16 protein-coding genes are annotated in these 16,704 nt (G+C 40.4%); 1 reads left to right on the forward strand and 15 read right to left on the reverse strand.

The window, feature by feature from the left end; genetic code table 11:
• Positions 1 to 7 precede the first annotated feature (7 nt).
• From pknB to gmk, 8 genes are all read right to left on the reverse strand, one after another.
• Positions 8 to 1,912 carry a Stk1 family PASTA domain-containing Ser/Thr kinase gene (gene pknB / locus H5R88_RS06365; RefSeq protein ID WP_182577892.1) on the reverse strand — a complete coding sequence of 635 codons (1,905 nt, stop codon included), beginning with the start codon at positions 1,910 to 1,912 and terminating at the stop codon, positions 8 to 10.
• A 3-nt stretch (positions 1,913 to 1,915) separates the two neighbouring features.
• Complete coding sequence (locus tag H5R88_RS06370; RefSeq protein ID WP_182600554.1) at positions 1,916 to 2,656, reverse strand: Stp1/IreP family PP2C-type Ser/Thr phosphatase; 741 nt, start codon at positions 2,654 to 2,656, stop codon at positions 1,916 to 1,918.
• Positions 2,657 to 2,663: 7 nt separating this feature from the next.
• Positions 2,664 to 4,013 carry a 16S rRNA (cytosine(967)-C(5))-methyltransferase RsmB gene (gene rsmB, locus H5R88_RS06375; protein WP_182600555.1) on the reverse strand — a complete coding sequence of 450 codons (1,350 nt, stop codon included), beginning with the start codon at positions 4,011 to 4,013 and terminating at the stop codon, positions 2,664 to 2,666.
• Positions 4,003 to 4,956, reverse strand: coding sequence for a methionyl-tRNA formyltransferase (fmt, locus tag H5R88_RS06380; RefSeq protein WP_182577895.1), 954 nt, complete (start codon positions 4,954 to 4,956; stop codon positions 4,003 to 4,005). The genes rsmB and fmt overlap by 11 nt, the downstream gene beginning before the upstream one ends.
• A 17-nt stretch (positions 4,957 to 4,973) precedes the next feature.
• Entirely contained in the window at positions 4,974 to 7,403 is a 2,430-nt protein-coding gene (priA, locus tag H5R88_RS06385) for a primosomal protein N' (RefSeq protein ID WP_182600556.1), read from the reverse strand.
• Positions 7,404 to 8,609, reverse strand: a complete 1,206-nt coding sequence (coaBC, locus tag H5R88_RS06390) for a bifunctional phosphopantothenoylcysteine decarboxylase/phosphopantothenate--cysteine ligase CoaBC (RefSeq protein WP_182600557.1) — start codon at positions 8,607 to 8,609, stop codon at positions 7,404 to 7,406.
• 112 nt (positions 8,610 to 8,721) lie between these two features.
• Positions 8,722 to 8,940, reverse strand: coding sequence for a DNA-directed RNA polymerase subunit omega (gene rpoZ, locus H5R88_RS06395; protein ID WP_003663855.1), 219 nt, complete (start codon positions 8,938 to 8,940; stop codon positions 8,722 to 8,724).
• A complete protein-coding gene (gene gmk / locus H5R88_RS06400; protein WP_182577898.1) occupies positions 8,937 to 9,557 on the reverse strand; it encodes a guanylate kinase in 621 nt (206 codons plus the stop codon). The genes rpoZ and gmk overlap by 4 nt, the downstream gene beginning before the upstream one ends.
• Before the next feature lie 138 nt (positions 9,558 to 9,695).
• On the opposite strand from gmk, the gene H5R88_RS06405 reads away from it, so the two are divergent.
• Positions 9,696 to 10,046 (forward strand): hypothetical protein, encoded by a 351-nt coding sequence (locus H5R88_RS06405; protein ID WP_182577899.1) that lies wholly within the window; start codon positions 9,696 to 9,698, stop codon positions 10,044 to 10,046.
• Between the two features lie 271 nt (positions 10,047 to 10,317).
• On the opposite strand, the gene recN is transcribed toward H5R88_RS06405, so the two are convergent.
• From recN to H5R88_RS06440, 7 genes are read right to left on the reverse strand one after another with little or no spacing between them, the layout of a single operon-like run.
• The gene (gene recN, locus H5R88_RS06410; RefSeq protein WP_182600558.1) at positions 10,318 to 11,997 is read right to left on the reverse strand and encodes a DNA repair protein RecN; all 1,680 of its coding nucleotides are present in this window, start codon (positions 11,995 to 11,997) and stop codon (positions 10,318 to 10,320) included.
• 15 nt (positions 11,998 to 12,012) lie between these two features.
• Entirely contained in the window at positions 12,013 to 12,465 is a 453-nt protein-coding gene (locus H5R88_RS06415; RefSeq protein ID WP_182577901.1) for an arginine repressor, read from the reverse strand.
• Positions 12,466 to 12,483: 18 nt separating this feature from the next.
• Positions 12,484 to 13,305 carry a TlyA family RNA methyltransferase gene (locus H5R88_RS06420; protein WP_182600559.1) on the reverse strand — a complete coding sequence of 274 codons (822 nt, stop codon included), beginning with the start codon at positions 13,303 to 13,305 and terminating at the stop codon, positions 12,484 to 12,486.
• Between the two features lie 11 nt (positions 13,306 to 13,316).
• On the reverse strand, positions 13,317 to 14,189 hold the full coding sequence (locus tag H5R88_RS06425; protein WP_182577903.1) for a polyprenyl synthetase family protein: 873 nt from the start codon (positions 14,187 to 14,189) through the stop codon (positions 13,317 to 13,319).
• Positions 14,190 to 14,206: 17 nt separating this feature from the next.
• Positions 14,207 to 14,488, reverse strand: coding sequence for an exodeoxyribonuclease VII small subunit (locus H5R88_RS06430; RefSeq protein WP_182577904.1), 282 nt, complete (start codon positions 14,486 to 14,488; stop codon positions 14,207 to 14,209).
• Position 14,489: 1 nt separating this feature from the next.
• Positions 14,490 to 15,827: an exodeoxyribonuclease VII large subunit gene (gene xseA, locus H5R88_RS06435; RefSeq protein WP_182600560.1), complete on the reverse strand. Its 1,338-nt coding sequence runs from the start codon at positions 15,825 to 15,827 to the stop codon at positions 14,490 to 14,492.
• Positions 15,820 to 16,680 (reverse strand): bifunctional 5,10-methylenetetrahydrofolate dehydrogenase/5,10-methenyltetrahydrofolate cyclohydrolase, encoded by an 861-nt coding sequence (locus H5R88_RS06440; protein WP_182600561.1) that lies wholly within the window; start codon positions 16,678 to 16,680, stop codon positions 15,820 to 15,822. Before H5R88_RS06440 ends, xseA begins: the two co-directional genes overlap by 8 nt.
• Positions 16,681 to 16,704 lie beyond the last annotated feature (24 nt).

Below are 16,704 nucleotides of genomic sequence, written 5' to 3' on the forward strand. Positions count from 1 at the left end.
ACCTCCATTATCCAGTAATATTTGTTGCACTCATAATCGTTCGTCCATTTCGAACGACACGATATGCACCCGTTTGACCCTGTTTAAGGGTAAATGGCACATTAATTGTTGTTTCTTGGTTAATTGTAATGTCTTGGTATTCCATTGTTAAATTATGGTTGGCATCCCTGATATATACCTGTACCCGGTTTTCACGTTGCCCACCATTCCCATCAAATGGAATGTTAATCTGAATATTTGTCGTCTTTGTTTGGTTACCAGAATTAGCAATTGAAACCGTTAATGTATCACCATGATTTAATGTCGAGCCGGCTCGTGGTGTCTGATTAATCACATGGTTAGTCGCAATTGTTTTTGATTTTTTCTCTTGAGTTGTCAATTGTAAATTGTTTTTATTAGCAAATTGTTGAACAGCACTAATATCTTGATTTTTAAAGTTTGGAATCTTGATTGGTTCTTTACCTTCACTTACCCGAAAGATAATTGTATTAGAAGTGGGCTTAACAATCGTACCTTTTTTGTAGTTTTGCTTGATAATCTGTCCCTTAGCAATATCATCCGAATAAACTTGTTCTTGATGAACTTGAAAGCCCTTGCGACGAAGGTCAGCAGCTACTGAAGAATAGTCTTCCCCAACGTAATTAGCCATTTGCAATTGCTTAACTCCTGTACTAACCGTTAAATTAATTGGAGTACTAACACGGGTCTTATGGCTAACGTCAGGACTGGTGGAAATAATTCGGTTTTTATCCACCGCCTGACTATTTACTCGAGTAATCTTACCGATCCGTAAATTTTGTTGGTGCAGTTGTTGTTCTGCCTTCAACACCGTCATTCCTTCTACATCAGGAATAATTACTTGACGGAGCATGAACCACCAGTTACAGACTACAATTAGAATTACCACAACAATTGTCCCACTGATGATCCCATATTTCTTCCACTTTTGCGGTTTGGCTGGTGGATCAACCATTTGAGAATCGGTTGACTTCTTTGGTTGGTAATCAGCAGCTTTTAGGGGGTTAATATCTAACACCTTAGTTTCGCCATTATCATCTTGTTGAAGTTTTAATCGTGATTCATTAGCTCTTTGTGGATCAAGTACAGTTTTTAAATCAGCTGCCATCTCTTTAACTGAATCATACCGTTCAGCCGGTTCCTTAGCCGTTGCCTTAATAATTACATTTTCGAGTGCTTGAGGAATTTTTTTGTTCTGTTCACGGACAGAAGGAATTTCTTCACGGAAATGCTTCAAGGCAATTGAAACAGCCGTCTCTCCTTCAAATGGAACCTTACCTGTTAAAAGTTCAAACAAGATGATTCCCAATGAATAAATGTCTGATTGTTTAGTAGCAATGCTTCCCCGCGCTTGTTCGGGAGATAGATAGTGGACGGATCCCATCAAGGTATTAGTCTGCGTTAATGAATCTTGCGATACGGCAACCGCGATTCCAAAGTCAGTAATTTTAACATTTTTATTTTCATCAATTAAGATGTTTTGTGGTTTTAAGTCCCGGTGGATAATTCCATGAGCATGGGCAGCAGTGACTGCCGAAAGCACCTGTTCCATAATATCAATCACTTGGGGAAGTGAAATTGGGTAGTGCTTTTTGATATATGCTTTAAGGTCTGTCCCCTTTACATATTGCATTACCATGTACTGCAGACCATGATCCTCACCAACATCATAAATGCCAACAATATGGGGATCATTTAACTGCGTTGCGGCCATTGCTTCACGGTGAAATCGTCGCTTGGTGCCGGGGTCATCCCGCAAATCAAGACGTAGTAACTTAACAGAGACGTCCCGATCAAGAACTATATCATGGGCCAAGTATACATTGGCCATTCCACCTTCACCTAGCGACCGAATTATCCGATATCGGTGACCAATTTCATATCCAGGATTCATTTCCTATCCCTCCTGGTTATTATTAATCCCAATTAAAACGGTAACATTATCTGGTCCACCCGCATCATTTGCCATCTTTATAAGGTAAGCACATTTTTCTTCTAGCGGAATCGACAATTCAAGCACTTTGATGATCTGCTCCTTAGAAACAGTCTTAAACAAGCCATCAGAACACATTAACAGTTGATCACCCTCGTTTAGTTCAAAACGATTTACATCAACTTGTGCATCGGAAGAGATTCCAATTGCCCTGGTAATTATATTGCTCTGAGGCAATTTAATTGCTTCATCTTCTGATATATCACCCGTTTTTACCAACTCATTAACTAATGAATGGTCTACTGTAATCTGCGTTAACAGGTTCTGGTGAAGGATATATCCTCGACTATCACCAATATTAGCCACCACAACCGTATCCTTAAATGTAATTGCGGCGACCATCGTTGTTCCCATCCCCTGCAAGCAAATACTACGCTTGGATTGTGCCAAGATTTTGTCGTTAATTAATTGGGTTTCACGAGCAAACCAGCGAATTCCTTCCAGCGAAGTTCGTGGGGGACGTTTTTTAAATTGGGCCCCCAAAGTAGCGACTGTTTGCTCTGCAGCAACATCTCCACAACGATTACCACCAATTCCATCAGCAATAATCATTAATTGGTTGCCTAGCTTATTAGTAAAAACAGCAACCCGATCTTGATTTTGCTTTCGTTGGTGGCCAATATCTGTTTGATAAGCAATTTTCATTAGTTTATTATATTCCCTTCTTAAGGCTGCTGATAAAGAAGCCATCAGAATTAAAGTCACTCGGTAAAATGGTTAAGGTAGGCGATTGTCGATTATCCTTAACTTTTCGTGTAGTTGCTGTTTTTACTAACTCAAATTCAGGATGTTCCGCTAAAAATGCTTGAACAGTTGTTTCATTTTCTTGTCGTAAAATTGTGCACGTGCTGTATGTGATTATACCGCCCTTTTTAACCTTTGCGGCAACTGCATTTAAAATTGCTAACTGAATCTTATGTAATTGTTGACTATCATTTAGCGTCTTTGTATAACGGATTTCTGGCTTTCGTCGTAAAAGTCCGATCCCACTACAGGGTGCGTCAACTAAGATCTTATCAAAACTTTCATCAGCAAAAAGTTGATCAACTTCACGGGCGTCAAGGGAATGAGCAGTAACGCGCTTTCCCACCCCTAACCGCCGAGCATTTTTTTCAATCAATTTAACCTTATGTTGATGAATATCAAGGGCATCAACGTGGCCATCTTCATTAGTAAGGGCTTCTGCTATTTGAACAGTCTTACCGCCGGGCGCGGCACAGGCGTCAAGTACTTTATCATCTGGCTTAACATCCATGCTTTCCACGGCCAACATGGCACTTTCATCTTGAATAGTGATTTCACCACGTTTAAAAAGATCAGAACTAATAATTTCACCTTTAGTAATTACGAGGGCATTTTGAGCAACTTGACTTTCTTGATACTCAATCCCAGCAGCATCTAAAGTCTGCTTTACGGTTGTAAGGTCAGTTTTAACAGTGTTAACCCGAATCACCTGATGAGCAGGCTCGTTAATTGATTGAAGTATTTTTTCCGTATCTTCTTCCCCATATTCGGTGGTCAACTCATTAACTAGCCACCGCGGGACACTATTTTCAATACTTAATCGTAAATCACGCTCTTTAATTTGACGCAGGTCAGGTAATCCCTTCCGCAAAACCGCATGTAAAACGCCAGTAACAAACTTTCGAATACCCGGATTTCCGCGGCGTTTAGCTATTTCAATACTTTCGTCAGTTACCGCCCAATCCGGAACGCGTTCTAAATAATGGTACTGGTAAAGTGCAGACAGGAGAAGCGTTTTTACCCATGGATCAAGCCGTTTCCCTTTCACAAACGCATTTAGCCAATATTCAAGGGTAAGTTTATGCTGCAAAACCCCATAAATAATATTAGTAGCTAACCGCCGATCTTTATCTACTAAGGGGTATCTCTTCAGCAACTGGTCAACTTGCAAGTTTGAGTATGCCCCATTTTCGACAACCCCTTCTAGCGCCACTAAGGCTAATTCACGTGCATTTTGTGGTTGAAATTTAGTCTTCACTTACGACCTGTCCTCCCTCTGTAATATTTTTATGTCCATTCAGGTAGGAAGTAATGTCCATTGCCTTTTTACCCGCTGGCTTTAACTTATTGATTTGGTATGTTGTTCCATCCCCAGCCGCAATTACCAACTGATGCTTAGTGACCCGAACTACTTTTCCCGGTTCAAGGTCCGTCTTTTCCTCGAGGGGAGTCACATCATAAATTTTCGTACGTAATCCATCAATAATCATGTTGCCAAGAGGAGCCGGCCGCAATCCCCGAACTTTCGCATCAATCAAGTGTGCTGGAAGACGGAAATCAATCTGTTCTTGTTCACTAGTGATATTGGGTGAAAAGACTACTTTTTCGGGATCTTGGGCAACGGGGTTAATATCTCCGCTAATAAGTTTAGGTAATGTTTCTAACAGCAAGTCTCTTCCCAATAAACTAAGCTTTTTAAACATCGTGCCACTATCGTCAGTGTCTTCAATTGGAATAGATGTTTGCGAAATAATATCTCCCGCATCCATCTTCTTAACCATGTACATAATGGAGACCCCAGTTTCTTTATCACCATTAATAATAGAATATTGAATTGGGGCGCCTCCCCGATACCTTGGTAGTAAGGACCCATGAACATTGATTGCCGCAATTTTAGCAGCATCTAATAACTTTGTTGGCAGAAATTGCCCATAGGCAGCGGTAATCATTAAGTCGGGTTGCAAACTAATGATTTTCTCCATTTCAGGACTTTTACTTAGTTTAGCTGGTTGTAAGACTTCAATGTTGTATTGCTCAGCTAATTCTTTAACCGGTGATTTATGAAGGGTACGTTTCCGACCGATATGGTGGTCCGGTTGAGTAAGCACTGCTTGAACATCATATTCTGGATTATCAATTAAACTTTGTAAAATTGGAACAGCAAATTCCGGTGTTCCCATAAAAACGATTGATGTTGACATTAATAACATCCTTTCTTTTACATAAAATACTGTGGATCAGGATCAATGCTTACTTGGACATCCTTAAAACCACGACTTTGTGTATCTTGAAGAATGTCAAATAATAACTGATGTAAATACGGATCCTGCTTATATTTGATTACAATCTGGTAATAGTAGCGTCGTTTCATCCGCGCAATCGCTCGGGGAGTTGGCCCTAGAATAACTGTCGAAGATGCTAATCCCTGTTTTAGGCGCCCATAGATATCAGCCATCGCCCGGGCTGCTTTAGCTTCTTCAGGGTGACTAGCCATTAGACGAACAGTGTAATAGTAAGGTGGATAACTCGCTTGTCTGCGCAGCATCATTTCCTGGTTAAAGAATTTTTCATAATCATGCGCTTTGGCATCTTGAATAGCGTAATGATCGGGATTATATGTCTGAATAATAACCTTCCCCTGCTTATTTGCCCGACCAGCCCGACCACTTACTTGACTTAGCAAATCAAAAGTTCGTTCACTAGCACGAAAATCTGGTAACCCAAGACCAGTATCTGCATTTAAGACCCCTACTAACGTAACATTAGGGAAATCAAGTCCTTTAGCAATCATCTGGGTTCCCAGTAAGATATCCGCTTGATGTTGACCAAATTGCCGTAATAGCTTTGCATGCATTCCCTTACGCCGGGTTGTATCAACATCCATTCGAATGATCCGTGCCTGAGGCAATAACTGATGCAATTCTTGCTCAACTTTCTCTGTTCCAGTTCCATAATAGCGAATCTGGTGACTATGGCAATTTGGACATTCACGGGGGATGGGTTCTTCATGACCGCAATAGTGACATTTCATTGTCCGTGTATCCATATGAAGCGTTAAAGAAATATCACAATTAGGACATTTTAAAACATTCCCACAATCACGGCACATCATAAATGACGAAAATCCCCGTCGATTTAGCATTAAAATACTTTGTTCATGCTTTTGCAGGCGATCATTTAACTCGCCCACTAGCTTCTGAGAAAAGTTGCTTTCACCGTACTTCTTAATTTCGTCCCGCATATCAACTACCTCAATCGGTGGCAGTTCCTGCTTGTTTACCCGGTGTGGAAGTCGCAACAAGTGATAAACATTTTTAACCGCCCGCGCACGACTTTCCAGACTGGGAGTAGCTGATCCGAGAACTACAGGTGCTTGATTATATTTTCCCCGCCATTTAGCTACTTCACGCGCCTGATAACGAGGAGCTTCATCTTGTTTATAACTAGATTCATGCTCTTCATCAAGAATAATTACGCCTAAATTAGTCAACGGTGCAAAGACTGCTGAACGGGCACCAACAACCACTTGCGCCTCTCCCCGTTCGATCCGACGCCATTCATCATACCGTTCCCCGTTTGATAAACTACTATGTAAAACAGCAACCTTGGACCCAAAGCGGCGCCGAACACGGTTAACTATCTGAGGGGTTAACGAAATCTCAGGGACAAGCATTAATGCCGTTTTTCCCTGTTGAAGGGCATTAGCAATCGATTGTAGATATACTTCTGTCTTCCCACTTCCAGTAACTCCTTGCAAGAGAAAATCTTTAGGATCATGATTGTCGATTGCTTGATTAATCTGGTTAACGGCATTTTGTTGATCCGGGTTAAGGTGAAGCGGGACCGCTAAATGATCATTATCAGGAGCATCCTGCATCGCTAAAGGTTGTCGATATACTTCAACTGGTATTTTTTCGAGCCATCCCTTCTGCTGTCCTTGATTGAAGGTGGCCGGTTTTAAGCCGGTTTGGTGTTCGGCTGTTTTTTGCTTAACAACTTGACTACCAATTGATTGTAGATATGAAAGAAGACGATTTTGAGCATGAGCATTGGAATGAAGGGAAGTACGCTCATCTTCTAGTTGTTCAAAATTAAGTAAAGCACGAATACCAGTCACGGTTTTAACTTTTGCCCGATCTTTTACTTGGTATTCAATCGTTATCTTTCCTTCCCTTTGCAGTTTGAACAATTCACTTAAGATTGCAGGTTTATCTTGTACCTCCGCCATTTCCAATTCGTCTCGACCATGAAAAATATCAAAGGCAACATGCTCATCCACTTCATCCACAATTCGAATAATTCTGGTAGTTTTAGCCTTCAATAAGTTAGGCAGCATCGTATACAAGCAAGAAATCCAAAAAGAATAAGTAGTATCAGCTAACCATTTGCTAAGCTTCATTAATTCAGGATTAATTACCGGTTGAAGATCCATTATGGCTTGAATCGGTTTGAGCTCTCCCTCATATTGAGACGCTTCATCGAGAGCAACAACGAATCCTTGAACAGTTCGTTTGCCCTTTCCAAAGGGTACAATCACCCTTACTCCGACTTGAATTTGTTTTTCGAGTTTGGGAGGAATCTGATAAGTATATGGTTGATTTGTTTGCATTGTTGGAACATCAACAACTACCTGTGCCAACTCTGGCATTTAATCACCTGACTTTAATTTTGCACTAACTAGTTCGATAATTTTGTTTGCAATTTTAGCTTTAGATTGCCGCTCTAATTTAATTGGAGACTTATCTTTCTGCAAGATAGTTACTTGATTTTGATCACTTCCAAATGCGCCCGTCTTCCCTGCCACACTGTTTGCAATAATCATATCCACATTTTTACTAGCAAGCTTACGGTTAGCATTTTCCATGAGGTTATTGGTCTCTGCTGCAAAGCCAACAACGCATTGATCATTTTGTTTCATTTTCGCAATATTCTTTAAAATATCAACAGTTTCAGTGAGTGCAATCGTAAGCCGTGGATCACCATCTTTTTTCTTAATTTTATGATCAACCATCTCGACCGGTCGATAGTCGGCAACCGCGGCCGCCATAATTAAAATATCAGTTTGCAAAAAACGCTCTTTTAAATTTGTATATAAATCTTCAGTCGTAGTTACTCGCACAACTTCAATCGCCGGGGATTGCGGAAGAGGAACAGTAACTTGACCAGCAATCAGAGTTACCTTGGCGCCTGCTTGGGTTGCGGCGTTTGCAAGTGCAATCCCCATTTTACCAGAAGACCGGTTACCAATGAAACGAACGGGATCGATATTTTCACGGGTTCCACCTGCAGTAACAATCACGTGTTTTCCCTTTAAAACTCGACCGCGAGCTAAAAAGTCTTCGATATATTGACAAATTGCTGCCGGTTCTGGTAATCGTCCACGACCAACATAACCTTCAGCCAATCTTCCACTAACTGGCGGCATAATATTGACTCCGTCTTGTTTAAGTCGGGTAATATTTCGCTGAGTTGTTGGTGCCAACCACATATGACTGTTCATTGCTGGAACGACGATTTTGGGAGCATTCGTTGCTAATAAGGTGGTAGAAACAGCATCATCAGCCAATCCTATTGCCATTTTAGCGATAATATTGGCTGATGCTGGTACTACAACTGCCAGTTCTGACCAGTCAGCTAGCTCAATATGAGGAATCGGTGTTGAATGATCGTCCCACAGGTCAGTAAGTACCGGAGCTTTCGTCAAAGCAAAAGGAGTAGCAGGAGTGACCAACTTAGTAGCTGCCTCAGTCATCCCTACACGAACCTCATGTCCCATTTTTTGGAGGCCTCGCACTACTTCAATTCCTTTATAAGCAGCGATACTGCCGGTAAGATACACTGCAATTCGTGTCATTATGTCACCTCAACTTGTTTTTTCTTAATTGATTATAGCATCTTTATGAGCAAAAAAGGGGCCAGTGACAATTCTGCCCTAGTCCCTTACTTTTGTTTGTCTATCTTACTTTTTAATCCTGTAAGTCCTCAGTGTGATCAGGATCAATCGTCACTTTTCCAGCTAAAATCTCTTCCAGGGCCTTCCCAACAGACTTACTTGAATCATAATGTTCAAGCAATGGAGCAGCTCCTGCATCTAATTCGTTAGCCCGCTTACTAGCAAGCATAACCAATGAGTAACGAGAATCAATATGTTTTAATAATTCATCAACCGATGGAAAAAGAATCATTTTTTGGCATCTCCTAACATTTCTAGATAGCGTGGCATTACGCGGGTAACACGAAGCCGTTCAGTACGAATAATGTCTTTAATCTTCTCAACTGCATTTGGCACTTCGTCATTAACTACGGCATAATCATAGTTTTGCATCATTTGAATTTCACCAAATGCCTTATGAATACGTTTGTTAATAACTTCCATACTGTCAGTTCCCCGGTGAATCAATCGTTGTTTTAATTCATCCAAATCAGGAGGCGTTAAGAAAATAAATACACCATCTGGGCACTTAGACCGTACTTGCATTGCTCCGTTAACTTCAATCTCAAGGAAAACATCCTTCCCTGAATCTAAGGTCTCATTAACATATTTTAATGGGGTACCGTAATAGTTGTCAACATACTTAGCATATTCCAACATCCCACCAGTTTGAATTTGATGTTCAAACTCTTCTTTGCTTACAAAGAAATAATCAACACCATCAACCTCGCCAGGACGTGGTTTTCGAGTTGTCATCGAAATTGAATATTGAAAATCATTATCATTTGAATCAAAGATAGCTTTTCGAACAGTTCCCTTTCCAACTCCGGAAGGACCTGAAAGAACAATTAACATTCCACGATTTACCATTATAACGCTCCTATTTATTTAAATGTATTAATACTATAATGCACTAGATTAGTACTGAAATCAAGCACCTGAATAACAAAAATATTGAGCTTTTTACTTGCATTTCTGAATGTATGTTCGTATACTATAATCAAACGAATGTTCGGAGGCGCGATTATGCAAATTGAACAAAAGTCTATTTTTAAATTTACGCCACAAATTATTAGTGATAAACTTCGCCACATTTTTGAAGAAACGCCTACTACTGATGAGCAAGCAGAATTGCTGACTCCCCAACCTGCTAAACAACGACAATTATTTTTAAAACGAGCCATCAAGGATAAGATTAGAGCAACCTTTCAGTTAATGCCAATCAACAATGATGGTTACCCCGTAAACGTTACTGGTAACATTGCTCAATTAGCAAATAGTAATCGGTATCTTATCACAAATCAAAACGTGAGTTATGTTGTTAATTTTGACCAAATTCGGTACATTGCGAACTTATAATATTATATTTAACCTAGTAAAGGGAGCGAGACAGAAGTTACCGGTGACTTCGTTTTTCGACGCGAAGCTAGCCTCTGGGAGTTCCTAGCAAGCAACAATGGCCTCCAATGTTCGGTTTTACCGAGCGTTGGAGGCCATTGTTGTACTGCGCTGTTTGTCTTTTATGAAGGGAACCTGACTTATGTCACAACCCCTGTATGTTTTAACAAGCAATAGCAAGATAACGTGGAAAACACTCTTCTTACCTCAGATTGCTTCTTATTCTTCCTCTTTATTTTGCCATCTTAAGTAATTCTTGTGCGTGTTCTTTTGTTAATTGGGTAATCTTTTCACCCGATAGCATTCTTGCCAGTTCTTCAACCCGATCATTTTCTTTTAATGGTGTAACTTTCGTAGTTGTTCGATCATCATGGACAGATTTTTTAATAAGAAAATGATGTTGAGCAACCGCTGCGACTTGTGGTAGGTGCGTGATACATAAGACCTGCGAATGTTGAGCAATCAAACGAATTTTATCAGCAATCGCTTGGGCAACCCGTCCACTTACTCCAGTATCAACTTCATCAAAAATGATACTAGTAACACCTTCTTTTTGCGCAAAAATAGTCTTTAAAGCTAACATTACCCGTGATAATTCACCCCCAGAAGCAATCTTTGCTAATGGTCCCATCGACTCTCCCGGGTTAGTTCGAATATAAAATTCTACCTGGTCAATTCCCGTCGGTGTAAACTGTTCCCGACTTTGATTGACAAAGTGAACTTCAAATTCCGCCTTTTCCATATAAAGCTCTTTAAGCTGCTGGTGAACTTTTTTACCGAGTTCATGAGCAGCTTTTTGCCGTACCTGGCTTAATTTACGACCGGTCTCGCGAAGCTTATTTTCCGCTTCTGACAACCGTTGCTCTAGATCGCTGCTAGAATCAGCCGCAGCTTCCATCGAATCAAGTTCTTTTTTGATCTTATCATAATATTTCAAAACATCTGTCAACGTATCACCATACTTGTGTTCGAGATCGCCGATAGTGGTTAACCGTTGTTCAATTTGAGCTAATCGTTCATCATCAAATTCTAGCATATCTAATTGCTGACTTGCCTCATTTGCTACATCTTGAAGAGCATAATAAGCATCATTAAGCGCCTTACTTAGGTTATCATAAGCATCATCAAATTCAGCAATAGCATTAATAGAGTCCATCACCGTGGCAACTTGGTCTAAAACCGGTGTCTGATCACTTTCATTAAAGGTCGTCACGGCTAGTTGAAGGGCATTATTAATTTGTTGAAAGTGTTCCAATCGATCACGTTCACTAATTAATTCATCTTCTTCATTTTCTTTTAAATTAGCTTCTGCAATCTCATTAACTTGGTACCGAAGCATATCCAACCGTTGAGCCCATTGTTGCTCATTTGCTTGTTTCTTATTTACAGCCGCCTTTAATTTAGAATAGGCTTGGTATTCTTCCTGATATTTTTGAAGTAATGGCTGGACCTCCTTTGCCGCAAATTGGTCGAGCATTCCCAAGTGGGTCTCCGCCTGCATTAATTGCTGGTGTTCATTTTGTCCTTGAATATCAACTAATCCCACGCCAATTTTACGAAGAGTCGCAGTATTAATCAGTTGACCATTAACACGGATAATATTGCGACCATTACGATGAATTTCCCGAGAGACAATTAAAATCCCATCTTCATGATCAATTCCCAATGATTCAAGTAGTTTATCAAATTCAAGATCATTGGGAATCGCAAATTGCCCTTGAAGGTTTAGCTTTTCTTCTCCACGACGAATAAATTCCTGAGATCCTCGACCCCCGGCTAACAAGCCAACTGCATCAATAATAATTGACTTTCCGGCACCAGTTTCCCCCGTTAAAACAGTCATTTGGTCAGCAAATGTTAAGGTTAAGTGCTTAATAATTGCTAAATTATCAATCGTCAATTCTTGTAACAAAAATTTTCACCTCGCCTAGTCTAGCATCCCATTAAGCTTTTCTTCTAAGTTAATTGCCGCTTCTGGAGATATACAAACTACCAGGACATTTCCATCATCACCAATTGTTGTGAAGACCGTTGGAAAATCCATCTTACGAATTAAGGTAGCTACTACAGGACCATTGCCCGGATGAACCGTTAATGCCAAGAAACAATCATTACGCTTTAATTGTTCCAAGCTATCTTGAAGGGTCTGGGATAATTGGTTTTCATGTCCTTGACGATGATATGCCGGCAAGCCATAACGATATCCCCCATCATCAGCTGGGATCTTTATTAATTGCATTTCTTTAATATCTCGCGAAATAGTCGCTTGTGTAACTGTCAACCCCATTTCACACAGGCGCTCAACAAGATCTTCCTGTCGCTCAATGCTCTCATTAGTAATGATTTCTCGAATTTTTTGTTGTCGTTCTGCTTTTTTCATGGATTAAGTCACCTTTATTTATTCCTTATGATTTAAATCATCATCAGCAGCTGCAATCACCCTATCGATGTTTACTTCTTTAGCAAGGATACCAGGATTTTCACTTAGACGCAGGTGAACCAAGAATTCCATATTCCCTTGCCCCCCTTTAATTGGTGAGTAGTCTAATCCGAGGATGTCGAAATAATCTTCACTGGCAAAAGTTAGTACTTCTTCCAAAACTGCCCGGTGAATTTTGTGGTCATGAATTATTCCATTTTTACCAACATGTTCTTTTCCAGCTTCGAATTGTGGTTTAATTAGGGCTACTACTTCGCCACCCATTTTCAGTATCTGCGCCAATGGTGGCAAGATCAAGCGAAGGGAAATAAACGAAACATCAATCGAAGCAAATTCTGGCTGGCCACTGGAAAAATCTGCTAACTTACTATAGCGGAAATTAGTTTGCTCCATAACAACTACCCGGGGATCCTCCCGCAATTGCCAAACTAACTGATTGGTTCCCACATCGAGCGCGTAACTTAACCTCGCTCCATTTTGTAACATTACATCAGTAAATCCCCCAGTAGATGAGCCAATATCTAAAACCGTTTTATCCTTAACTGAAATGTCAAAAACCTTTAATGCCTTAGCTAACTTTAAGCCCCCCCGACTAACATATGGCATTTTATGACCTTTCATGTGAAGGGTGGTTGTAATTGGAATTTTTTGTCCCGGTTTATCTAATCGTTCATTATTTTTACCAAGAATTTCTCCGGCCATCACTGCCCGCTTTGCTTGTTCGCGAGAGTCAAACAGCCCCTGTTGGACTAATAATACATCTACACGTTCTTTTTTCATAATCCCTTTCCTTATTTAAAATATGCTAAAAAGTCATCATAACTAGTAAATGACTTCCCAGTAAGCTTTTCAAGATTCTGTTGATTTTGCCTAGCAGCAGTTAAAGCGACCTGTAACTGCTCCTTCGCACCATCTACACCTAGCAACCCCGGATAAGTATTTTTTTGCTCACCAGCATCTTTATGGACAGCTTTTCCCATCTCTTCAGCAGTACTGAGAACATCCATTAAGTCATCATAGATCTGAAAGGCTAAGCCATAGTTTTCGCCAAATGCTGCTAGCTCTTGTTTAACTTCAGTGGATTGATTCATCATAATCCCCCCTGCCAGAACAGCATAGCGGATCAAGGCCCCAGTTTTTTGACGGTGCAGATATCGCAACTGGTTTAAACTTAAATGTTGATGTTCACCTTCAATATCCCGTGCTTGGCCGGCAACCATTCCAGAGGGTCCCGCTGCTTTTGCAAGTTCAAGAGTTAATTGACTCCGAATATCAGTTGGAAGATGGTTATCAGTAACCCACTGAAAGGCTAATGTCAATAGTCCATCGCCTGCTAAAGTTGCTATTCCCGCCCCAAATTTACGGTGATTAGTTGGTTTTCCACGACGTAAATCATCATTATCCATTGCTGGAAGGTCATCGTGAATTAATGAATAGGTATGAAGCAATTCCAACGCAGAAGCTGCGCGCAACATATCATCATTAATGGTACCACCTAACATCTCAATCGTTGCAAGCGTCAATGCCGGACGCAGTCGCTTACCGCCGGCCATTAGGGAATAAGTCATTGAATTTTTTAATGTTGCTTGATCAACATCTGTAGCCAATGACTGGCTAAGATAATCTTCAATCCGTTCTTTCAAAATTGGCAGTGGTGTACTCATCTTTTTTACTCCGTTGCTTATTGTTCGTCAGCGCTGCCAAATCCACGGTTACCGCCACCGTTGTTACTTGGGTCATCAGTTTGTTTTTCGTAGACTTTTTCGTCACCATTATCGTCAATTAGATGACCAAGTGTCTTTTCGGCATTTGTTAGTTTCGTTTGTAATTCCTTAGAAAGCTTGATCCCTTCTTGAAATTGTTGAAGGGCTTCTTCTAGTGGAACATTCCCTTGTTCAAGGCGGTTAACGATCTGTTGTAATTGCGCTAGTTGTTCTTCAAATGTTAGTTTTTCTGTTGCCATCTTAGTGCTCCTTTACCTTTTTTATCTCTGCTTGAACTTCCCCGTCATCAAAATGCAAGTGAACATTTTGCCCAACTGTTAATTGACTGGCATGATTAACAACTTTTTCATCACTTGTTACATACGTATATCCCCGACTCATAATTTTAAGGGGGCTCAGCGAATCTAATTGTTTAATAAGGCTCGTCACTTGCTGTCGCTTTTCATTTTGGTTAGCAAGTGAGGCTGTAACTAATTGTTTTTGTAACTGCTTAACTAACTGTTCTTGTTGTTGAACCCGGTGCAGTGGAGAAGCCGCCGTTAAACGCCCGCTTAACCTTTCTACATTCATCCGCATTTCTTGCATTTTATTTTGCGCTGTTTGACCAAGCTGTTGAGTTAGTTGGTCAACCTTTTGTGCATAGTTTTCATATAGTCTTGTCGGTTGCTGAAAAATATAGCTTTGCAACTGCTTATTCAATTGTTGGCGGTCAAAATTAATTTTGGTTCGCATCGTATTTAATAAACGATTCTGATCATCTTTAATCGTCAATAGTATATCATTTAATTTTACCGGAGTTGCTAATTCAGCAGCGGCAGTGGGGGTGGCAGCGCGTTGATCGGCTACAAGGTCGGCAATTGTTGTATCTGTCTCGTGACCAACAGATGAAATTACCGGAATTTTGCTATTGGCAATTGCTCGAGCTACTACTTCTTCATTAAAAGGCCATAAGTCTTCCATTGATCCCCCACCACGACCGATAATAAGGGTGTCAAAATCCCCGCGGTCATTGGCACGGTTAATTTGCCTAGCAATATCCGCTGCTGCCTTATCCCCTTGAACAACCGTGGGGTATAAAACAACTTGGGCAATTGGATAACGTCGTCGAACAGTCGTATTAATGTCCCGAATAACTGCCCCATCAATACTAGTAACGACCGCAATTCGTTTAGGAAACATTGGAATCTGTTTTTTAAGTAAACTAAATAGACCTTCAGCACTCAATTTCTTTTTAAGTTGCTCAAAAGCCAAGTATAAAGATCCCAGGCCATCTGGCTCCATCCGATCAATATAAATCTGATAGCGTCCACTTTTTTCATATAAACTCACATGACCGACTACGCAAACTTTCATCCCCTGTTCGGGAGTAAATTTAATTTTCCGGAATTGATGTTCAAACATTACTGCATCAATCACCGCATTATCGTCTTTTAAACTAAAATACTGATGTTTTTGCCGTAAACGAAAATTAGAAAGCTCACCGGTTAAATAGACCGTATGTAAGTAGGGATCCCGGTCAAATTTCATTTTCAAATACTTAGTTAATTCACTAACTGTTAAATACTGGCTTCTATCCATGATGCCTCCACTGCGCTAAATCAACTGTTTGCTCCATCAACGTTGCAATTGTCATCGGTCCTACGCCACCTGGAACAGGAGTGATTGCCTGAGCTTTTGCCTTTACCGCTTCAAAGTCAACATCCCCCGTCAATTTACCATCACTTAAACGATTAATCCCCACATCGATTACTACTGCGCCAGATTTTACATCTGCTGCCTTGATAAGGTGAGGTACACCAGTAGCCACAATTAAAATATCTGCTGTTTTCGTTAAAGCAGAAAGATCACGAGTATTTCTGCCAGCCATCGTCACAGTTGCGTTAGCATTATTTAAAAGAGCTAAAAGAGGCTTGCCAACTAAAATACTCCGACCGACAATGACCGCATTTTTCCCTTGTAAATCAATATTATATTCTGCTAACATCCGCATGATTCCGCGAGGTGTACAAGCCACTGGATAATTACCATGCTGATTAGCAAATAATTTTCCTAAGTTTAAGGGATTAAGACCATCAACATCCTTCGCTGGTACGATAGCATTAGTAATTACTTCTGGATCCAATTGAGGAGGAAGAGGTTGTTGAACAAGGATGGCATCAATTGTGTCATCGTTATTTAGATTTTCAATTTCGGCAAGAAGTTCATCTTGACTAACATCAGCAGGAAACTTTTTTAAAATTGAATTGATTCCTAATTTAGTAGCCTTTTTATGCTTATTGCGAGTATAAATCAAGCTCGCTGCATCATCACCAGCAATCACGACCGCAATTCCCGGGATTATATTTTGTTTTTCTTTTAACTGAGCCACCAATTCTTGGGTCTGGGCATTAATTTTTTTTGCAAGGGCCTTGCCATCAATAATTGTCGTCACAGTGATTCCTCCTCGTTAAATTTT

It is taken from the genome of Limosilactobacillus agrestis (assembly GCF_014145585.1).
GTDB classification, from domain to species: Bacteria; Bacillota; Bacilli; order Lactobacillales; family Lactobacillaceae; genus Limosilactobacillus; species Limosilactobacillus agrestis.